Annotated in this window: 19 protein-coding genes and 1 riboswitch; of the genes, 8 read left to right on the top strand and 11 right to left on the bottom strand. The window is 39.5% G+C overall.

Annotated features, from left to right (window positions below):
* Positions 1-8: 8 nt before the first annotated feature.
* A complete protein-coding gene (locus MHB65_RS09525; protein WP_342443250.1) occupies positions 9-797 on the bottom strand; it encodes an ABC transporter ATP-binding protein in 789 nt (262 codons plus the stop codon).
* A gap of 147 nt (positions 798-944) precedes the next feature.
* Between MHB65_RS09525 and MHB65_RS09520 the strand changes: the two genes are divergently transcribed.
* Entirely contained in the window at positions 945-1,994 is a 1,050-nt protein-coding gene (locus MHB65_RS09520; RefSeq protein ID WP_342443249.1) for an NAD(P)/FAD-dependent oxidoreductase, read from the top strand.
* A gap of 602 nt (positions 1,995-2,596) precedes the next feature.
* Here the strand turns inward: MHB65_RS09520 and MHB65_RS09515 are convergent.
* A complete protein-coding gene (locus MHB65_RS09515) occupies positions 2,597-2,839 on the bottom strand; it encodes a hypothetical protein (RefSeq protein ID WP_205442760.1) in 243 nt (80 codons plus the stop codon).
* A gap of 231 nt (positions 2,840-3,070) precedes the next feature.
* On the opposite strand from MHB65_RS09515, the gene MHB65_RS09510 reads away from it, so the two are divergent.
* From MHB65_RS09510 to MHB65_RS09495, 4 genes are all read left to right on the top strand, one after another.
* Entirely contained in the window at positions 3,071-3,682 is a 612-nt protein-coding gene (locus MHB65_RS09510; protein ID WP_342443248.1) for a methyltransferase domain-containing protein, read from the top strand.
* A gap of 153 nt (positions 3,683-3,835) precedes the next feature.
* A complete protein-coding gene (locus tag MHB65_RS09505; protein WP_342443247.1) occupies positions 3,836-5,017 on the top strand; it encodes a DUF418 domain-containing protein in 1,182 nt (393 codons plus the stop codon).
* Positions 4,977-6,089: a sensor histidine kinase gene (locus MHB65_RS09500; protein ID WP_342443246.1), complete on the top strand. Its 1,113-nt coding sequence runs from the start codon at positions 4,977-4,979 to the stop codon at positions 6,087-6,089. The genes MHB65_RS09505 and MHB65_RS09500 overlap by 41 nt, the downstream gene beginning before the upstream one ends.
* On the top strand, positions 6,086-6,691 hold the full coding sequence (locus MHB65_RS09495) for a response regulator transcription factor (RefSeq protein WP_342443245.1): 606 nt from the start codon (positions 6,086-6,088) through the stop codon (positions 6,689-6,691). The genes MHB65_RS09500 and MHB65_RS09495 overlap by 4 nt, the downstream gene beginning before the upstream one ends.
* Positions 6,692-6,728: 37 nt before the next feature.
* On the opposite strand, the gene MHB65_RS09490 is transcribed toward MHB65_RS09495, so the two are convergent.
* From MHB65_RS09490 to MHB65_RS09460, 7 genes are all read right to left on the bottom strand, one after another.
* Entirely contained in the window at positions 6,729-7,415 is a 687-nt protein-coding gene (locus tag MHB65_RS09490) for a response regulator transcription factor (protein WP_342443244.1), read from the bottom strand.
* Positions 7,393-8,871 carry a HAMP domain-containing sensor histidine kinase gene (locus MHB65_RS09485; protein WP_342443243.1) on the bottom strand — a complete coding sequence of 493 codons (1,479 nt, stop codon included), beginning with the start codon at positions 8,869-8,871 and terminating at the stop codon, positions 7,393-7,395. The genes MHB65_RS09490 and MHB65_RS09485 overlap by 23 nt, the downstream gene beginning before the upstream one ends.
* Before the next feature lie 167 nt (positions 8,872-9,038).
* A complete protein-coding gene (locus tag MHB65_RS09480) occupies positions 9,039-10,400 on the bottom strand; it encodes a PepSY domain-containing protein (protein ID WP_342443242.1) in 1,362 nt (453 codons plus the stop codon).
* Between the two features lie 176 nt (positions 10,401-10,576).
* A complete protein-coding gene (locus MHB65_RS09475; protein WP_342443241.1) occupies positions 10,577-11,596 on the bottom strand; it encodes a 2,3-butanediol dehydrogenase in 1,020 nt (339 codons plus the stop codon).
* Positions 11,597-11,611: 15 nt separating this feature from the next.
* Complete coding sequence (locus MHB65_RS09470; protein ID WP_342443240.1) at positions 11,612-12,241, bottom strand: TetR/AcrR family transcriptional regulator; 630 nt, start codon at positions 12,239-12,241, stop codon at positions 11,612-11,614.
* 87 nt (positions 12,242-12,328) lie between these two features.
* Positions 12,329-12,496 carry a hypothetical protein gene (locus MHB65_RS09465; RefSeq protein ID WP_205442745.1) on the bottom strand — a complete coding sequence of 56 codons (168 nt, stop codon included), beginning with the start codon at positions 12,494-12,496 and terminating at the stop codon, positions 12,329-12,331.
* A 62-nt stretch (positions 12,497-12,558) separates the two neighbouring features.
* The gene (locus MHB65_RS09460; protein ID WP_279381284.1) at positions 12,559-12,681 is read right to left on the bottom strand and encodes a hypothetical protein; all 123 of its coding nucleotides are present in this window, start codon (positions 12,679-12,681) and stop codon (positions 12,559-12,561) included.
* A 29-nt stretch (positions 12,682-12,710) separates the two neighbouring features.
* Positions 12,711-12,903: riboswitch (cobalamin riboswitch) on the bottom strand.
* Between the two features lie 1,308 nt (positions 12,904-14,211).
* Between MHB65_RS09460 and MHB65_RS09455 the strand changes: the two genes are divergently transcribed.
* Positions 14,212-14,577 carry a VOC family protein gene (locus tag MHB65_RS09455; RefSeq protein ID WP_342443239.1) on the top strand — a complete coding sequence of 122 codons (366 nt, stop codon included), beginning with the start codon at positions 14,212-14,214 and terminating at the stop codon, positions 14,575-14,577.
* 243 nt (positions 14,578-14,820) lie between these two features.
* Entirely contained in the window at positions 14,821-16,176 is a 1,356-nt protein-coding gene (locus MHB65_RS09450) for an NlpC/P60 family protein (RefSeq protein WP_205442740.1), read from the top strand.
* Between the two features lie 39 nt (positions 16,177-16,215).
* Here MHB65_RS09450 and murF (MHB65_RS09445) read toward each other — a convergent pair whose 3' ends face one another.
* Positions 16,216-17,601 (bottom strand): UDP-N-acetylmuramoyl-tripeptide--D-alanyl-D-alanine ligase, encoded by a 1,386-nt coding sequence (murF, locus tag MHB65_RS09445; protein ID WP_342443238.1) that lies wholly within the window; start codon positions 17,599-17,601, stop codon positions 16,216-16,218.
* A 142-nt stretch (positions 17,602-17,743) separates the two neighbouring features.
* The gene (gene murF, locus MHB65_RS09440; RefSeq protein WP_205442737.1) at positions 17,744-19,138 is read right to left on the bottom strand and encodes a UDP-N-acetylmuramoyl-tripeptide--D-alanyl-D-alanine ligase; all 1,395 of its coding nucleotides are present in this window, start codon (positions 19,136-19,138) and stop codon (positions 17,744-17,746) included.
* 140 nt (positions 19,139-19,278) lie between these two features.
* On the opposite strand from murF (MHB65_RS09440), the gene MHB65_RS09435 reads away from it, so the two are divergent.
* Positions 19,279-20,490 (top strand): ATP-grasp domain-containing protein, encoded by a 1,212-nt coding sequence (locus tag MHB65_RS09435; RefSeq protein WP_342443237.1) that lies wholly within the window; start codon positions 19,279-19,281, stop codon positions 20,488-20,490.
* The last annotated feature ends 73 nt before the right edge of the window (positions 20,491-20,563 follow it).

Below are 20,563 nucleotides of genomic sequence, written 5' to 3'. Positions count from 1 at the left end.
TTCTCCCTTTAAACGGTTTGTAATAAGTCATATGTAATGCACATTGGTTTGTTTGTTCGTGGATCTTTGCCAATGACTGCATCAATATTAAATACTTTTTTCAAAACTTCTGGAACCATCACTTCTTCAGCCGTTCCGAATTTTACAAGCTCACCCTGTGAAAGCGCTACAATATAATCTGAAAAACGTGCCGCTTGATTTAAATCATGGAGTACCATGACAATGGTGCGCCCCTGTTCTTCATTCAGCTTGTAAAGCAGCTCTAAAACTTCTAGCTGATGAGCCATATCTAAATAAGTTGTCGGTTCATCTAAAAAGATAATGTCGGTTTCTTGGGCCAATGCCATCGCAATCCATACGCGCTGACGTTGTCCACCAGATAAAGCATCTACAGTTTGTAAACGGAATTCTTCTGTTTTGGTTACCTGTAAAGCCCAGCCAATCACATCTTTATCTTTTTGTGATAAATTACCGAAGCCCTTTTGATAAGGAAATCGACCGTAGGATACAAGCTCTTCCACTGTTAAACCATGTGCACTTTCTGGACTCTGTGGTAAGATTGCCAGCTCTTTTGCCAATTCTTTTGTGTTCATCTTGGAAATATTTTGACCATCTAATATGACCTGTCCACTCTCATGCTTTAAAATCCGTGTGATGGCCTTTAATAAGGTTGATTTTCCACAACCATTTGAACCAATGATTGTTGTTATTTTGCCATCGGGAATTTGCAGCGATAAGTCATGCACAATTGTTTTATTCTCATAACCAACACGAATCGATTCAACTTCTAAACGCAAATCGGACCCTCACTTTCTTTTTACTTCTTTCCATGCTATGATATTCAAAGCTTAAAATGATAATCATTATCACTAGAATTAGTCTAGTTTTTTGATAAGATTTTGTCAATTACTTTTTTACTATTTATTAAGGATGTGGCAATAAAAATGCAGCATGTGTATGATGTGACAATTATTGGCGGAGGCCCAGCTGGCTTATATAGTGCCTTTTATAGTGGTTTACGTGGTTTAAAAACAAAATTACTAGAAAGCCAATCACAGCTTGGCGGAAAAGTACTACTTTATCCCGAAAAGCTGATATGGGATATTGGGGGGCATCCTCCTGTGTTAGGCGAACAATTTGTCAAACAATTAATCGAGCAAGCCAAAACATTCGATCCTACTATTTTGACAGATACAAAAGTAGATTTGATTGAACGTCACGATGATATTTTTGTGATACATACAGCAACTGGTGAAAAACATTATTCTAAAACGGTGCTGCTCGCTGTTGGTGGTGGCATTATTAATCCTCAAAAGCTAACACTTGAAGGCGCTGAAAAATATGAAATGTCAAATTTACATTACACTGTGCAATCGTATAAACGTTTTGTCGATAAGGATATCATGATCTCAGGTGGTGGCAATGCAGCCATTGATTGGGCTGTTGAGTTAAGTCCGATTGCCAAAAGCGTGACGGTGGTTTACCGCAAAGAGAATTTATCCGCTCATGAAGCCACTGTACAGGAAGCACTGGATGCAGGTGTGCGTATTGAGTGTAATACATCGATTACAAAGCTTTCCGCGAATGCTGATAAAACCGCTATTCAATTAGTGACATGCGAAAATACGATAACGAAGCAAAGCTATACTCGTCAAATCGATGAGGTAATCGTCAGTCACGGCTATAATCGTGAGGCATCTCTTGCATTTGATGAGGCCATTGCCCTTCCAAAAAAGGATGATTATTATTTTGAAGGAAAAGCAACAGGCGAAACGGCACAGCCTGGTATTTTTGCAGCAGGTGATATTTTATCGTTTGATGGAAAAATCAATTTGCTACTTGGAACATTCCAGGATGCAGCCAATGCGGTCAACTCCATTAAAACGTATTTAGAACCGACCGCCTATCGTCATGGCATGGTGTCCTCACATAATGAACTATTTAAAGAGAAAAATCGCTCTATTATCGAAAAGCAATTGGCCCCAGCCCATTAAACCCAAATATGAACCCTCTTAAGACGATTTTCTTAAGAGGGTTTTAGTGTTACTGTCAATTAAAAGGTAGAAATGGATTTCCGTTGCAGGCTACTTGCTTTCCTGTGGGCGAGCGCCGAATCGCTTCCTCCGCTACCGCTCCGTGCAGGGCTTCGCCTGTCTCGCTATCCCACGGGAGTCAAGTAGCCCTCCACTTCAACCCACTGACTTTTTAGCAAAGGTTTTCAAATAAAGTGAAAGTGTTTACTACTCTTTATGAAGAGGTGTTGTCACTACACATTGAAAATAAGAGCCTATCTAATTATACAAATCATGTGCTATTTTGATTGCTACGGCTAGTATGAAAGATAAGAAAAAGACACTTTTGCACATGGTTGATTGGAGTGGAGCCAGCGTTACTCCTAGGGGATTGAGCGTCACAGAGGAGACCCTGGAGCGAACGCTAGTGAGTGAAGCGGCTCCTCGGACGCCCCCTGGAAAGGACGCTGGCGGAACGGAAATCAACCCCTCACCTTGCCAAGTTGCTTTTTCTGCCGTTGACATCCTCTTTTTTCAACAACATGACCCTCTTAAGACCATTTTCTTAAGAGGGTTTCTAGTTTTTATCTAAATAAACTTAGTAACGATCCCATCTGCCTCAACATATTAACTCCATTTGTAATCGTCCCAGCATGCCCCATAATCGTATTTAAATGATCTGGTAAATTTCCTAGTCTAGGGCCTTGTTGTTGTTGATTGGGAGAATAGTAAGGTTGCACCATTCTACCTCGAAAAGGTGGGCCAAAATATTGCCTATTGTTTGGCGGATATGGGCCCCTTCTAGCATTCGGCTGAAAATATGGCATTTATACACCCCCTATCTGAAAGCTTCTCACTAGTATATGTGCAAATATTAATAGCGAATTAGACTTTTGAAGAAGAGGTTAAAAATAATAAGGGAACCATACTAGTTTCCCTGTCATACTATAAGAAAAAAAGAAGGTGGTACTATTCAAGGCTCTCATTATCTTACCTTTTTAGCTAAATTCGGGGTTGGAGGCGCACATCCAGGGGGCATCAATCTATCAAAGGCTGTCTTGCAAGCAGAGAATATCGAGCATAACGCACATATTTTAGATGTAGGATGTGGTACAGGACAAACGGCTGCTTATTTAGCATCTTCCTATCAAGCAAACGTCACAGGTCTCGATATTCAGCCCATTATGATAGAAAAGGCTCGTCAGCGCATGCAGAAAGCGCGTCTACCTGTCAGTCTTCTGCAAGGCTCTATAGAACAAACCTCGTTAGCGAACGAGTCATTTGACTTGATTCTAGCTGAGTCGGTTCTGGCCTTTGTTAATCTACAGCAAGCTTTGCAGGAAATTTATCGTTTATTGAAAAAAGGTGGCCGCTTCATTGCCATTGAATTCACCATTCCCAAAACACTTCGCACTGAACTTACAGAGGACATCCAACAATTTTACGGCTTTCAGTCTCTCCTCACGAAAAAGGATTGGGTAAGACTACTACAACAGGCTGGTTTTCATGATATCCATATACAAAAAAACAAATCCATCTCATCCAAGCCTGAATTTCAAGTTTCCACAGATATGGAATCCGAGTTCTATGAAATGATGGATCAGCACATCGCCATGAATGAAAAATACGAAAAAATTTTAGACTATCGCATCTATACCTGTACAAAATAATGAGCCAGCATCCAAAGCGTTGCTGGTTTTTTGTGCTGTCACAGCATATTTTATGACACCTGTCATCAAGATCCTTTGACTGGTGTGAATAGGTTTTCTTTTGAGATTTTCTTATCCTTAAGGTAAGAAAACAAAGAAAGAGTGATCGAACTTATGCAAACGCAACAAAGACTTCCTTTTATCGATATGTTAAGAGGCTTTGCCGTTTTAGGAACGCTCGGCACAAATATTTGGATTTTTGCCTATTTAGGAGATTTATCGTATATCACAACAAGTAACTATTCTGGCTGGTGGTCCTTCCATGATTTTTTACGAATGGTCGTATTATTCTTCGTTAATGGTAAGCTGCTTGGACTTTTAACGATTATGTTTGGGGTGGGCTTACAATTAAAATATCAGCAAGCCTTACGTAGAGGCACAGCTTGGCCTGGCGTGTATCTGTGGACTATCGTCTTTTTAGGGTTGGAGGGGCTGCTGCATTACACGCTTGTGATGGAATATGATATTTTAATGAGCTATGCTGTCACAGCTTTCATCGTTGCTTTTATTGTGCGTTTGGGAGACAAGGTCATGACAGGCGCCTTCTATCTTTTTGGTGGCTTTCACGTTCTATTGATTCTGCTTATTTTTATTAGTACCTTACAAGGAGCAGGAGTTTCCTTAAATGGTATGGCGTCCGTTGCCACGCTCTATGAACTTGGCACATGGCTTGCGCAGGTACAGCATCGTCTAACAAACTTTTTATTTTATCGCTCAGAAGCTATTTTTATTATCCCAATGAATGTCTTTTTATTTTTACTTGGCGTGAAGTTCATGCGTAATGAGGTATTTTCACCAACAGACAAAGGACGCCTTGCTCGACAAAAGCTATTTAAGATTGGTGTATTCATTGGCATTCCTATCAATCTGCTTATTTTTATTCCTGGTGGGCTTTTTGATTTACCTGTTCGCTATCTATGTGCCCCTATTCTATCTATTGGCTATATTGGAATTTTAGGTAAACTGGTAGAATATAAGAGGCTAGATTGGCTTTGGCAGCGCTTTGCCTATGTCGGCAAAATGTCTTTAAGCTGCTATGTCCTCCAAAACGTGCTTGCGTCGATCATTTTTTATGGCTGGGGGCTTGGCTTAGGCGGGCAAGTCAATAGCTTCACCGTCATTGGTATTTGGCTATCTCTATCAATCTTACAGCTAGTCATAGCATTCGCTTGGTTACAGCCATTTCAAATGGGTCCGATGGAATGGCTTCGTAAAAAAGCCCTTCAAGCAATGACACAGCAATCAGCAACAAAGGATGGTGCTAGTAATAAAAATATATCCAAGAGAACAAATTAAGCATTATTTAATCATTGATACAGCTTCTGTCATTTTCTTGATCACTATGGTGCTATGGTCTCATTCCCTTCCCTTAACTATGAAAATAGCAGTGCTCCTTTTATACCTAATAGCCTTCTACATTGCTTTATGGCATCGAGATGGGAGGCTACTTGTTGCATCACTAGTAGCCTTTGTCCTTATCACCTTACTTGGCATTTTAGTCGATCCTTTTATGCTTATTTTTGGCTTTACCTTTGCCGATTTACTAGGACGGGCAAAATCAAAAAGGCATATTGCCTGTGGAATCGTAGCCATCGCTGTTATGTTTTTGACGGTCATGTACATAACAACAGATTCATTTTTACAAAAGGAGTCACTGGTGCTAGTACCGATTATGATGTTTCAGCTGGTGCTCCCGATTCTCATTTATTTTGTGGAAAAGTCGAAAAATCTGCAAGCCGAACTGGCTGACGTGAATACACAGCTTGTTCAGCAAGAGGAACGACAGCGAATTGCTAGAGACCTTCACGATACAATTGGCCATACACTCACAATGATTAAAGTGAAAACCGAGCTAACGACAAAACTAATCGACCGAGATCCCTCAAGCGTAAAGCCTGAGCTACATGATATATTAGCCACTACCCGTACGGCCTTAAAACAGGTACGTGAGCTAGTGTCTGAGATGAATTTTATTTCGTTGCAAACGGAGCTTGTCCATTGCCAACAGCTTTTACAAAGCGCGAATATTACAACAAACCTGGACAATCAATGTCCTCAAATCGTTCTTTCTAGTGTGGAAGAAACGATGCTCGCTTTATGTGTACGAGAAGCCACTACGAATATTCTCAAGCATGGTCAGGCAAAAAAATGCCATATCACCATCCATTGTCATACTGGACAATATACCCTTATGATGAAGGACGATGGTATCAGTTTACAGTCACAAGGACGTGGGAATGGCATCCACTCCATAAAAGAAAGAATGCATATGCTGCAAGGCTATGCCATGATTGACAGTGACACACCAACAGGCACAAGCGTCACACTTACTTTACCAATTCAAGATGGAAAGGAGCCTCTAACATGATACGTGTATTACTAGCAGAGGACCAGCAAATGTTACGTGGTGCCTTGACTTCGCTCTTAGCATTTGAACCTGATATTGAGGTCATAGCCGAGGTGGCAAATGGTCAACAAGCATGGGAATTTATCCAGCAGGAGCCACCAGATATTTGCCTCGTCGATATCGAAATGCCCCATCTGTCAGGGCTAGAGCTTGCTGAAAAAATACAACAGGCCAACCTCCCTTGCAAGGTGATGATAGTAACAACCTTTGCACGCCCAGGCTATTTACAGAAGGCAATCGATTGCGAGGTACACGGCTATCTATTGAAAGATGAACCAATTGATTATTTAATCGCTACTATCCGAAAAATCATGCAGGGAGAAAAGGTGGTCAGCAAGGATTTAGCTGCTTCCTTATTTATGAAGGAGCAAAACCCTTTAAATGAACGAGAAATAGCGGTACTTCAGCTAGTCAAAGAAGGCTTGACTACAAACGAAATCAGTAAGCAATTATATTTAACAAAGGGCACAATTCGCAATTATTTATCAACCTCTATCCAAAAGCTACAAGTGGAATCCAGACAGCAAGCCGCTCAGGTAGCAGGTGAAAAAGGCTGGCTTTAAAAAAATCTCGCCACAGCCGTGACGAGGTAGTTTGTACTTAAACATTGAAGCGGTAGCCTGCACCCCATACTGTTTCCAAAAACTTGGGCTGTGCTGGATCTCGTTCAATTTTTTCACGCAGCTTTCGGATATGAACGGTGACAGTCGAAACATCTGCAGCGGATTCATAGCCCCAGTTTCGCTCATAGAGTTGCTCTTTACTTAAAACTTGATTGGGGTGTTTGACAAAAAAGACGAGTAAATCAAATTCCTTTGTTGTAAAGGCAATTTCATCCCCATTGACAAACACCTTTCTAGCCGAAGTATCGATTGTAATGCCATGAATGGACATCATATGATTCGTTTGCTGATTGTTCGCCAGTCGCTCATATCTTGATAAATGGGCCTTGACCCTTGCCACTAATTCACTCGGACTAAATGGTTTCGTAATATAATCATCCGCTCCTAGTCCAAGACCACGAATTTTATCAATATCCTCTTTTTTAGCTGAAACAAATAAAATGGGAATATTGTGTACGGCTCGAATCTGTTTACAAATTTCAAAGCCACTCATCCCAGGCAGCATAATATCCAAAATGATTAAATCATAATTGCCTTCAAGTGCCTGCTTTAGTCCATCCTCTCCATGATGTTGGATAGCTACTGTAAAACCATTAATTTCTAAATAATCTCGTTGAAGCTCTGCTATGCTCACTTCATCTTCAATTAGCAGAATTTTTTTCATGATGATTCACCTTCTCCTCATCTTTTTTCAATGAAATGACTATGCTCGTCCCCTTCGTTAATTCGCTCTTTGCCCAAATATCGCCGCCCATTTCAACAACGATTTGTTTTGCAATGGCTAACCCTAAGCCACTGCCACCTGTTTGCGAATTACGTGAAAGCTCCGCACGGTAAAAACGATCAAAAATATAGGGTAATGCGGCAGGATCAATGCCTGCACCATTATCTGTTACCTGAATAATTGCATCCTCTGCTCGCTCATGCAATGAAATAATAATCTGTTTATACGGCTTATCCATATATTTTTCGCTATTGCTTAATAGGTTCGTCAAGACACGTCTTAATTTATCTCGGTCCGCCATCGCAAAAAGCGGCGAGCCTGCTGATATATATTGTAAATGAATGTCTCGTGCAATAAAATCAAAGCTCGCATCCTCTACATAATCATGCATATATTGCTGGAGATTGACGCTTTCCATTTGGAATGGAATCTTTTTTAAATCCAATTTAGAAAATAAGAATAGCTCATCAATTAATACATCCATATCCTTTGCTTTTGTATAGATAGTTGTTAAATATTTATCCATTTTTTCCTCTGTATTCGCCACACCATCTTTAATGCCCTCCACATAGCCGATAATAGAAGTCATTGGCGTTTTTAAATCATGGGAGATATTGGAGATGAGCTCTTTCCGATTTTCCTCATATTGGAGCTGAAGCTGGATTGATTCTTTTAATTTGACTCTCATTTCCTCGAATGACCGATTCAGCTGTCCAATTTCATCATTCGAGTGGGACGCAATCTCAAAATTCAAGTCGCCCGATTTAATGCGTTCCGCCCCTTTTTTTAATGCTGAGATCGGTTTAATAATACTTCTTGAGACTAAATAATTTAAAAAACCAATAATCATCATAAATAAGACAAATAAAATACCTAAAAGAATTGGTAAAAGTTCTCGCGTTACCTCCGCATGGGAACTAACCTCTCTCAAAACGAAAATACTTCCCGCTGTTTGATCGGGGAAATAAAAATCAAATTTGACATACGTATAAAAGGCCTGATTTATCATAATCGTGTCACGAGAATTAATATTGGTCGCTTCAAAACCAGGTAAACTTTGAAGCAATAATTGTTTATGCTCTCTCTGCGTTGAATAAACAATTTGATGATCTTTTCGTACCACAATCTCAATCGAAGGCGCATTGATTTTTTCTAGTTGTTCGAGATCTAAAAGCTGCTGGGGATTATTTTTAGCTAGCCATTTTAAATCTAGAAAGGCATTTTCCTCCACCGTCGTCAAAGGTTTTTGGACATAGGATTTTTTATAAAAATGCTCAATTGCTTTGACATCGCCCGTAATGGCAAAGGAAAAAAGAAATACGGCTGCTAGTAAAAGCGTGATGGCAATGATAATGACACCCACATATGATAGCAAAAACCTTGTTTTAATTGACATCTACATTCCCCCAATAAGCTGAAACTACTAGCAATGTACCATACAAATCTTAAAACTTTATAAAATCATGCTGAAAAATCTATAAACAATTTATAGTATTGCGCTCATGCTAGTGAAATAAACAAAAAAAGATACGGCACAATCCTGCTATGCCGTATCTCTATGCTTTATTTAGTTTCTTCTGCTCTTAACTTCTTCTTTGTTTGCCAGCCTAAAATGAGGAGTTCAATCAACACTACAGCGATTAATGAAGCACCAAATAGTGGCATTACAATCCCTAAAATCACAAGGAAAATGATGAATGGCATGGACATTTTATGAGAAATTTGCGGTGGTGCAGACAGCTCCCCTTTTTTTCTACGTAAAATCCAAGTGCGAATTCCCCACATTATTACGGCTAAAAAGGCTAGACAAACCACTAAATTTAATAGCTTATTCGGCCAGCCGAATAAATGCCCCTCATGTAATGGGATACCCCATGTAAAGAATTTGGCTAACATGCCATAATCGTCATAATTTACTTGATCGATAAACTTCCCACTATACTGATCAAAATACATTGTGGCTTCGGCTGTAGGCTTCACATCCAGCCCTGTTACACCAGAATTACTAGCCTTCGCCACTGTATAGACGCCCTCACCGTTTGACGGATAAATAATCGAATATGGCTTAGCGATATTCATGGCATTGATTTCTTCTTCAAGTTGAGCAATCGTCATTTGACTGTCGTTCGTATAACGGACAGCGCCACCACCATGATGCTGTGCATGTTCTCCTTCTGATGTGGGTGCCTCTAATTGACGAGTGGCCCATGGCATTTCAGAGACATCAGATGTTGGTGGCTTTTGTTGAAGTAATGGATACCCAAAAGTAGGATTTTCTGAAGCTATATCTGCTAGCATCGAACCTTGAAAAGCAGACCATAATAGCCCTGTAGAAATAAACATCACCATTGGAATCGTAATGATTGTCCCAACAAGTGCATGCAATCTCTTACTTTTTTGTCTCTTATTCTCCGACTTGCCCTTCTTTAGGAGATTTCCTTTGAATGTCATATAAAGCCCTGACAGTAATAAAAAGATCGTCCAACATGCCGCCAGCTCTACTAAATAGTTCACAAAGGTACCACCAATAAAGAGGGAGCTATGCGTATTTCTCATAATATTTGAAAATGTATAATCGGCATCCTGACTACCAACCATTTGATTGTGGTCATCTAAAAATACATATTTTTGTTTAGTGCCATTTGATAAAGTTAAACGCGTATTATAAGGCTCCTCCAACATAATCACTTTTGTAGTAGAATATCCTGCAAATGCCGCCTCCGCTTTTTCCACAGCCTCATCAATTGTTAAGACCTCTTCCTTATGGCTCTCACCAAAGAAATAATCGTCATATAATCGGTTTTCTACATCTGTAAAAAACAAATAACCAATCCCACTTAATGTGAGAGACAGCAATAAAGGCGTAATAAAAAGTGCTGCGAAAAAATGCAGTCGCCAAAACCTTGAATAAAGCAAATTTTTCATATTTGATCTCCAATCTCTCTATTTATAGCAGATTAATTATATAAATAAAAAGTGAAATATGAATGAAGTCCTAAAGGCAGTTTTATGACAAACAAATGTATTCCAATTGGTATTGTTATTAATGTAGCCAAAAAAATCATAGCCAAACCTACAAGTTCGGCTATGATTTCGGTAAATTACAAACTCATATTGACAAGAATTTTACATTGGCTACGGTCTTTCGTTAATGCCTCGAAGCCTTTTTCCACGATATCATCTAAAGCAATTTGGCTTGTGATGACAGCTTGTCCATCAATCACACCACGAGCAAGTAATCGAATCACTTCAGGGAAAATATTCACATAGGCGAACGAGCCACTAATTTTCACTTCTGGTGAAACCACCGCATTTGGGTTAAATTCTACAGGTCTTTCCCAAACACTGACGATTTTAAATTCGCCGCCTGGATGAACAGCACTAACACCGCTTGTAAATGTTGCTTGCACACCTGCTGCATCATACGCAACATCCACCCCACCAGTTGTTTTTTCACGAATAAACGCTACTGCATCTGTGTCGATTGGATTCATGACAAAGGTCGCGCCTAATTCAAGTGCTTTTTGGCGTCGTTCATCCGAAACCTCTACGACAAAAATTTCGCTTGCCCCCGCAGCTTTCACAGCCTGCAAGACTAATAATCCAATAGGGCCTGCGCCAAAAATGGCCGCTGTATCGCCAAGCTTTAATTGACTTTGACGAACTGCGTGAACCGCTACTGCTGTCGGTTCAACAAGTGCGCCTAGCTCTAGGCTCATATTCTCAGGAAGAAGGTGAATATTTTCCTCTTGCACGACTGCATATTCAGCAAATCCTCCAGAAATCGTATAGCCATAAGATTGACCACGCTTACATAAGTTGGAATAGCCACGTCGACAATTATCACATTTACCACATGGGATTGGTGGCTCCACTGCCACACGATCACCTACTTTTGTCTGTGTAACGCCTTCTGCAACCTCTACAACGACACCTGCAAATTCATGACCTAAAACGGGTTGTGTACGGAATGCATAAGCACCACCTACATATTCATGTAAATCACTACCACAAATTCCAGCAAAGGCAACTTTCACTTTCACCATGCCTGGTGCTAGTGCTGGCAGTTGTGCCTCCTCTACTCGAATATCTTTTATTCCGTAAAATTTTGCTGCTTTCATCTTATTACCTTCTTTTTATAATTTTGTTTGAAGACCATGTAACACGAAATTGACTGCAAGCTCCGCAATCTGTTCAGGCGTTGCTTGTAAGGAAGAACGATTTAAAAACGGATTGTTCAAGGAATACATTAAGGTCCCCATAATAAAGTTCAATGCAACATCAAGTGACTCGAAGTGAATGGTCTGCTGCTCCTGACAAGCCAATAAAATTGTCCGAAGCTGCTCCCAGGAAGGTAAAAACACATCCTTTAGCATCTCAAGCCTTGGACTATTCATAACTATTTCTTGCTGTAAAATATCAATTAATTCATGCTCATGGATTCGGTAAAGAACAAAGTTTCGACAAAAGCTACGAAGCGCACCGATTGAATCTTCAACATCATAATGAGCATTCATAAAGGTGTGGCGTAGCGGTTCAAATAATGCATTAAAGACATTTTCCTTACCACCAAAATGATAGGAAACAAGTGCAAGTGACACATCTGCTTCTTCACAAATTTGTCTCACCGTTGTACCATCAAAGCCCCTTGATGAAAACAAGGCTTTTGCCGCTTGTAAAATTTGATCCTTTACCTCTTTATTTTTTTCTTTTTGATCGATCGTACTCACCTCTTTTTTGAACAAGCGTTCAAAACAATTGTTCAACGAAATTGTACGCCTCCTATAAATAATTGTCAAAGCATGCGCTTATTAAAAAAGGCTACTTCGTTTTTCGAAGTAGCCAAACATATTCTATCCTATTAATTCTTTCAAAACATTGGCATACGCTGCTAAAATAGATGGCTCATGTGTAGCATCATGCCCAACATATTGTTCGACAAGCTCCTTTAAAGGTCTAGGCTCTTGCATAATTTCAAATTTAAATAAGCTTTCATAGTACTCAACAACTTGTGGATTCATGTGGACCGCTCCTTTAATTTTTTACATAAAAAAACATCTTTCCCTCATCAGAAAGATGTCTACTATGACAAATACACGACATAATACGATGGCTGCCAACTCGAAAGAAGCTTTCTATTAAACATAGAAGCTACCTTTTTAGCAATCATCGTACTATGAGCATGCAGGAGAAATTCTCTAGTCACACTCAACACCCCCTATCCGCGTAGGTTTTTTGGCTGTACTAGATAAAGGCAGGTCTCCTGGCTCATGTTCATCACACCTTTCACCTTCCCATTACGACTCGTAACAGTGGCCTTTTGAAATGTGCTCCCATTTACAGTTGCGGGACAGCGTCGGATTCACACCGATCTTCCCTTTTAAACAAATCCAAAAATCGGATTTGTACCTCTATCCTATTATTCCGTTTTTATTATTATACCATAGTATTAAATCGAAACAGCATAGAAATGTCGCGCTTTCCTTCACTTTTGAGGTTCTAACCACTAGTTTTGGCGTGCTATCCTTTACTTTTGAGGTTCTAACCACTAGTTTTGGAACGCTTTCCTCTACTTTTGGATTTCTATCCAGCAGTTTAAACTCTATCCTTCTCTTTGATGATTCTATCCACCACTTTTAGAACGCTATCCTCTACTTTTGGATTTCTATCCACCAGTTTAAACTCTATCCTTCTCTTTGATGATTCTATCCACCAGTTTTAGAACGCTATCCTCTACTTTTGGATTTCTATCCACCAGTTTAAACGCTATCCTTCAATTAGAAGATTCTATCCACCACTTTTAGAACGCTATCCTCTACTTTTGGAGTGCTATCCACCTGTTTAAACACTATCCTTCTCTTTAATGATTCTATCCACCACTTTTAGAACGCTATCCTCTACTTTTGAGATTCTATCCACTAGTTTAAACTCTATCCTTCTCTTTGATGATTCTATCCGCCAGTTTTAGAAAGCTTTCCTCTACTTTTGAGATTCTATCCACTAGTTTAAATTCTATCCTTCTCTTTGATGATTCTATCCACCACTTTTGGAGTGCTATCCTCTACTTTCGGAGTTCTATCCTCCTGTTTAAACTCTATCCTTCACTTTTGAGATTCTATCCACCTGTTTAAGCGCTACCCTTCTCTTTGATGATTCTATCCACCACTTTTAGAACGCTATCCTCTACTTTTGAGATTCTATCCACTAGTTTAAACTCTATCCTTCTCTTTGATGATTCTATCCACCACTTTTAGAACGCTATCCTCTACTTTTGAGATTCTATCCACTAGTTTAAACTCTATCCTTCTCTTTGATGATTCTATCCGCCAGTTTTAGAAAGCTTTCCTCTACTTTTGAGATTCTATCCACTAGTTTAAATTCTATCCTTCTCTTTGATGATTCTATCCACCACTTTTGGAGTGCTATCCTCTACTTTCGGAGTTCTATCCTCCTGTTTAAACTCTATCCTTCACTTTTGAGATTCTATCCACCTGTTTAAGCGCTATCCTTCTCTTTGATGATTCTATCCGCCAGTTTTATAAAGCTTTCCTCTACTTTTGAGATTCTATCCACTAGTTTAAATTCTATCCTTCTCTTTGATGATTCTATCCACCACTTTTGGAGTGCTATCCTCTACTTTCGGAGTTCTATCCACCTATTTACCAGCTTTCCTCCTCTTTAATTTCAAATATTTAGAAATTACTCTATAATTAAGGAAAAAAGGGGGCGTTATGAGATGATTATGGGTTTACATCATGTGCAAATTACCATTCCACAAGGATCAGAGGAGCAGGGGAAGGATTTTTATTGCCGTGTCTTAGGACTTCAGGAATTGGAGAAACCGGATTCTCTTAAAGGTCGAGGCGGATTCTGGTTACAGCTTGGTCAGCAGGAGGTTCATGTGGGCACGGAAGATGGCTTTGATCGCTTGACAACAAAGGCGCATATTGCGTATCAAGTAGCGGATATTCAGTATTGGAGGAAGAAACTCGCAGAACATCAAATCGAGATACTCGATTCTGTGCCCATTCCTCATTACGAGCGCTTTGAATTCCGTGATCCCTTTGGCAATCGCGTAGAAATGATACAGGAAATCGAGTAAGCTGCCTCGTTTTAGGGCAGTTTTTTTCATGGAAATGTTCCATATTACATCTTACTGAAACATTTGTAATAAAACTGTAAATTCCCTTGATAAAGCCTATTATAGCAGGTGTTGAAGCCCTCCCTTCAGTTACCCTGGTAACATTTACCGCCCAGAAGCCCTACATTTTCATGCTACGATTATTTCCATGGCAAAGGTATACAGGAGAAATCCTACTAGATGCTTTAGGAGGTTATACACAACATGAATAAACGATTTTTATCTACAACACTTGCATTAACAATTGGATTTAGTTCATTTGGAATGGTGCAAACAGCAATCCAGCCGATACAAGTAGAGGCTGCGACAACCAATGCCCAGAACAACGCACAGGCGGTAGCTGCAAAAGCAGACCAATTAATTCAGACTGGTAAAAGCTTAATGGGGCAAGCAACATACAGCAATTCGGTTTACAAGCCTACATACCCATACAAATTTTCTTGTGCTTCATTTTTAATGTACATCTTCGAGAAAAACGGGGTAGACCTTGGTACGTATAATGAAAATTATATGATTCAGCAAGGGACCTATGTAGCGAGAAACCAATTACAAAAAGGCGATTTAGTGTTCTTTAAAAGTAAAAAAACAGGGACTGATCCCGATCATGTCGGTATGTATATCGGAGACAATAAAATTATCCACATGGCGGATACCAAACAAAATATTGTTATCTCTGATTTAAATAGTAAGCCGTATTATACGGAAAACTATGTATCTGCACGTAGAGTATTACCTACCCTATTATCAGCCAATCCAGCTACAAAAGGCGATAAAATTGTGGAGAATGCCCTCACATATAAAAACAAAGTAACGATTAGCTCAACAACAAATGAGGCTAGTCTACGCTTTACAGCTCCAACTTTTGTTGATTTCATCTATCGTAAAAGTGGTGTGACACTCGGCTCAACTTCATTAAACGATTTAATGAGTCAAGGTTCTACTGTGGCACGTGCTAACTTGAAGAAAGGTGATCTAGTTTTCTTTAATAGTGTCAAAGGCTCTAAAACACCTTCACTTGTTGGAATTTATGCAGGTGATCATCGTATCATTATCCCTAATTCAGATGGTGTGATGACAAGAGTGTTATTTGTAGATTATTATACTGAACATTATATTACAGCGAAGCGCGTTTTCTCTGATAGCACCTCTACACCCAGTGTAAGTGCACCTTCAGCAAGTACATCTGCCGATAAAATTATTGCCACTGCTTCGGGCTTAACAAGCAAAGCAAAATTCGGCTATACGTACAATGAGAGTGCACTGACTTTTACAAGTGCGGGTTTTACTTATTATGTCTTTAAAAAGCATGGTATTGATTTAAAAGATAAACTAGCAAGTAAACAGGCTTTAGTAGGGACACGTATTCAAAAATCACAGCTTCAAAAAGGAGATCTACTGTTCTTCTCTACGAATAATGGTGGACAAGAAATCACTCAAACGGGTATTTATATAGGGAATAACCAATATATTAGTATGACAACTAATAATATTGTAAAACAAAACATATCTTCGACTTGGGCACAAAAGAATTTTGTAACCGCTCGACGTGTTTTAAAATAAATTAATGGGGTGTCTCACTCATGTTGAGACACCCTTTTTCTATGCGTTTTTCAGTTTATTGGCAAATTCAATCATGGATCTACTAGACATTGGTCCTTTTATTAAGACAATCGTGTCTGCATCAAGCTTTGGTTTCAATAACTCTAAAACGCCTGCTACCTCTTTAAACGTATGAACCTCTGCGCTGGTTCCATCCTTTTGTGCTTGATCGGCAATTTTCTCTGCCCTTTTGCCGATGGTAATTAAGGTATCGATCTTTCTTAGTGCTACCATGGAGCCGATTTCGCGATGATATTTTTCTTCAAAATTGCCTAATCGCTTAATATCCCCTAAAACAAGAATGACTTTTTTGTCTTTTCCTACCGTATCTAACACTTTTAAAGCTGCCTCTACAGATGTCGGGTTATTTGTCCAGGTATCATCAATAATCGTACTGTCACCAAGTCCTGTCGTAAATTCTAAATGTCTTGCCATCTGTTTAAACGTTCTTAGCCCTGCTATTGCCTGACGAATGGTCAGACCCATTTCATGACTAGCTGCGATGGCGGCTAAAGCATTATAGACCTGATGCTCGCCATAGCCAGGGACAAATACATTGTACGTTTCATCCGCTACTTCTAAAACAAACTTCATGCCCGTATTGGCAAACTCCACTTTCGAAGCCTTGTAATCAGCTGTATCCTGTAAGCCAAACTTGATAATCTTCCCTTTAAATCTTTTCAAGGAGATTTTTTTGGTATTGGCATCATCAGCATTGATGATTAACGTGCCATCCTCTTTAATACCTTCCACAATTTCTGATTTGGCCTTAATATAACCTTCCAAGTTGAGACAGCCATCTAGATGATGCACACCAATATTTGTAATAATCCCGATAGTCGGTTGATAGATCATACATTGATGTTTAATATTCCCCGTATTCCCTAAGCCTAATTCAAAGATAGCGGCTTGTGTTTTATCATCAATGCCCGTCAAATAAGGTAGTGATTGCCTTGGCTCGTTTTTACTGCTGACAGATGCTTGCACTTGCCAATGCTTACTAGCAATATGTTTTAACATCTCTTTTGTTGTTGTTTTACCACAAGTTCCTGTTAAAGCCACAACGGGAATTTGAAAGAGTCCACGATAATACTCGATAAATGTCCAGTAGGCCTGTGCAACACTTTTTACTTGTAAAACGGTTGTATTCGCTAGTGCATTTTTTAACTCTGTAGACGGTTTATCGGATATGATGAGAGACGGACCTTTCCGATCAATCTCTTGCCAATTGATTTGATCGTTTCGACTAACAAACATAAGTGAATGACTTTTTGTTAAATCATGCCGATTATAGTAGATTGCCTGCTTAACAGACCATTGATCTGATCCGTGAATGAGCTTTCCCTGTAGGACATTCCTAAGTTTTTGCACACTAATAGATTGCAAGTGTACTACGCCTCCTCTCTTTATCAATCTTGTAGATGACTTATTTTTTCTCTTGATCTAGCGTGCTGCCTTTTGATCAATTACTATACCTTATTAGCAAGCTCTTCTATATGGCACAGTCAATATCCTATATGGAAAGAAGCTAATTTGCAGGTGGTGGAGGTTTTAGCTTTAGCTCCGTTGCTAGTGTAGAAACCTGTTTGCTATACATATCTCCCTTAATGAGAATGATGGTATTTTCATCGACAATCTTCTGCAATAACGGATAGACTAGCGTACTATTTTTAAATGTATAAACAGGTGCGCTAAATCCTAGCTTTACTGCATGATCAGCCATAATCCTTGCATGCTCCCCAATGGTAATCAGGACATCCACGCCAATACGTTGGATTAATTCGCCCGCTTGTTCGTGAATAATATAGCCCCACGAACCTAAATCGGTAATCGTACCAATAACAGCAATCTTCTTCTTGCCGTCACCTAGCTCATTCAACACTTTTAAGGCTGCCTCTAAGGAAGTGGTTGTAATACTCCATGTATCATCCAATAACATGGAATGATTAATGCCCTCAAAGAGTTGCAGTTGTTTTTTCAATTGACGGAATGATTGGAGCTGTTTTGCTGCGACTGGAATAGGCATCCCCATATCGTACACTGCGGCAATGGCAGCAAGGGCATTATAAACCTGATGCTCCCCAAATCCTGGCACATGAATGTCATAGCTTTTTCTGTTATGGTGCAGGACAAATTTCATTCCCTTTTGATAATAGTGGATATGGCTCGCTCGAAAATCACAAGAATCATGCATTCCTACCTTAATCAAACGCCCACGAAATCTCGAAACATCTATTTTTTTTGTATTCACATCTTCAGCATTGATTATTAATGTACCTTTTGGATGAATGATATCTAGCATTTCTCCCTTTGCTTGGATATAGCCTTCTAATGTTTTGCAATAATTTAAATGATGGGCTCCGATATTCGTAATAATACCGATTGTCGGTTTGAAATATTTCCCCGCATTCGTGACATCTCCTGGTGAGCCAACTGCTGTTTCAAAAACGGCAGCCTCTGTTTCTTCCTCTATACCTAATAAATATTGCAGGGAAGCGGTTCTAGAATTACTGCTAAGTGTCGTCGCAGTCACTTTCCGATCAGCCGAAAGAATATGTTTAATCATCTCTTTTGTCGTTGTTTTACCTGATGTACCTGTGATGGCGACAATCGGAATATGAAACTGGCTGCGATAAAAATGAACAAATTTCCAGTAGGCCTCTTCTGCATTCGCTACCTGTATCATAATGACATGGTTGGGAATGTCAGTTGGTCGATAAGCTCTATCGGTCACTAGCACCAGAGGAGAAAGTGGCTCTAGACTTTTCCAATTGACAATACGTTTACTTGTAAAAAGGGCCGTATTGGACTTTTTCACTTGTTTTAATCGATAAGCCCCATGCTGAATCAGTGTATCCTCTGACCCGTGCACTAGATAGCCTGCCGTAATCATTGCTAAATTTTTCACCGAAAGAGGCTTCATATCTTTTCTCCCTCCTTTCTTTTCTAGTATATGTAACCTCTTAAAAGTTGCTTGGATGTAGACAAGATACATAACTAGAGGAAATCTATTTCATTGCATATATATAAAGGTGATTAAGTATCTAAGTACCAATAGAAGGAGTGATATACCTGAAAGCCATTGTATTTATCGGTACAAACAAATCTGGGTCTAGTCGTGAAGCAACAAGGGCAGCAGAAAAATTAGGCTACTTCACAGTACTTTTCACAAATAATGAAAAACAACTTCAGCAGCGCAGAGCCTACCCCGACATCCATAAAATGATACTCATTGATACTTTTGATATCGAGAGCATGAAAGATGAAATAGAGAAACTAGGAAAAACCGGATTAAATATTAAAAGTATCGTTAGTTTTGTAGATCCCTTTGTCCATGTTGCTTCAATGTTATGTGATGAATTTTGTCAAAACTACACATCCTCCAGCGCGATTGAAACCATGGAGGATAAAGAAAAAACAAGAAAGTTTTTACAAGACCAGCCATACTCGCCAAAGTTCTCGCTCATGAAACCTAACGAACCCATTGCAAAAAATTTGACCTTCCCATTAATCGTAAAATCTCCTAAATCAACAGGCTCAAAAGATGTTTTACTAGCAACGGATGCCGATCAGCTCAATAACCACCTCAAAGCACTACGCAGTAAAAATCCCTATGAAACCATCATGATTGAAGAATATCTAGATGGTCCTCAATATTTAGTGGAGGCGGTTGTCTATCAACGACAACCACATGTCATTGGTATTATTGAGCAGGAAATTACACAAGGAAAACGATTTATTATTACAGGCTATGGTGTACTAGTGAAAGCCCCTCAAAACATCCAATCAGGCATCGAGGAGGTACTTCATTCCATCGTGAAAGCCTTTGGTATTGAGAATGGGGCGCTCCATTTAGAACTTCGATTAACCCAAAATGGTTGGAAACTCATCGAGATCAATCCCCGAATTTCAGGTGGCGCTATGAACAATATGCTACAAGCGGCTCTAGGTTTCAGTTTAGTAGAAGAAACACTGAAGATTTTGCTAGGAGAACAGCCTAATCTGCAACCAAGACACAAAAAATTTGTCTATACAAAATATGTCATTGTGGAAAGTAGAGGGATTTTAGAAAAGGTTATTGGCAAGGCAAAAGCGACAAAATCAACTGGCGTCGTAGAAGTGTATGTCAAACCAAGAAAAGGCACCCTCCTCACCCCACCTTTATCGATGGGTCACCGTTACGCCTATGTCATTGCAGAAGGTGCAACCTTGAAGGAAGCGAGAAATCACGCCATCAATGCAGCAAAAGAAATAAAATTCATTTTGAGAGTTTGAAAAAATATCCCGAATAATTGCCGCTAGTCAGTGGACAGTTACTCGGGCTTTTTTATCTTCATAAGTCGTAATC

It is taken from the genome of Lysinibacillus sp. FSL K6-0075, assembly GCF_038592945.1.
Lineage (GTDB): Bacteria > Bacillota > Bacilli > Bacillales_A > Planococcaceae > Lysinibacillus > Lysinibacillus fusiformis_F.
This window is presented reverse-complemented; position numbering and strand designations above follow the sequence as displayed.

What these genes read in the sequence shown, in the direction of transcription:
- MHB65_RS09450 (WP_205442740.1), top strand. Translation starts at nt 14,821, where the DNA reads ATGAATAAACGATTTTTATCTACAACACTTGCATTAACAATTGGATTT.
- MHB65_RS09490 (WP_342443244.1), bottom strand. Translation starts at nt 7,415, where the DNA reads ATGAAAAAAATTCTGCTAATTGAAGATGAAGTGAGCATAGCAGAGCTT.
- MHB65_RS09495 (WP_342443245.1), top strand. Translation starts at nt 6,086, where the DNA reads ATGATACGTGTATTACTAGCAGAGGACCAGCAAATGTTACGTGGTGCC.
- MHB65_RS09500 (WP_342443246.1), top strand. Translation starts at nt 4,977, where the DNA reads ATGGTGCTAGTAATAAAAATATATCCAAGAGAACAAATTAAGCATTAT.
- murF (WP_205442737.1), bottom strand. Translation starts at nt 19,138, where the DNA reads ATGAAGCCTCTTTCGGTGAAAAATTTAGCAATGATTACGGCAGGCTAT.
- MHB65_RS09515 (WP_205442760.1), bottom strand. Translation starts at nt 2,839, where the DNA reads ATGCCATATTTTCAGCCGAATGCTAGAAGGGGCCCATATCCGCCAAAC.
- MHB65_RS09485 (WP_342443243.1), bottom strand. Translation starts at nt 8,871, where the DNA reads ATGTCAATTAAAACAAGGTTTTTGCTATCATATGTGGGTGTCATTATC.
- MHB65_RS09455 (WP_342443239.1), top strand. Translation starts at nt 14,212, where the DNA reads ATGATTATGGGTTTACATCATGTGCAAATTACCATTCCACAAGGATCA.
- MHB65_RS09465 (WP_205442745.1), bottom strand. Translation starts at nt 12,496, where the DNA reads ATGAATCCACAAGTTGTTGAGTACTATGAAAGCTTATTTAAATTTGAA.
- MHB65_RS09480 (WP_342443242.1), bottom strand. Translation starts at nt 10,400, where the DNA reads ATGAAAAATTTGCTTTATTCAAGGTTTTGGCGACTGCATTTTTTCGCA.
- MHB65_RS09475 (WP_342443241.1), bottom strand. Translation starts at nt 11,596, where the DNA reads ATGAAAGCAGCAAAATTTTACGGAATAAAAGATATTCGAGTAGAGGAG.
- MHB65_RS09520 (WP_342443249.1), top strand. Translation starts at nt 945, where the DNA reads ATGCAGCATGTGTATGATGTGACAATTATTGGCGGAGGCCCAGCTGGC.
- MHB65_RS09505 (WP_342443247.1), top strand. Translation starts at nt 3,836, where the DNA reads ATGCAAACGCAACAAAGACTTCCTTTTATCGATATGTTAAGAGGCTTT.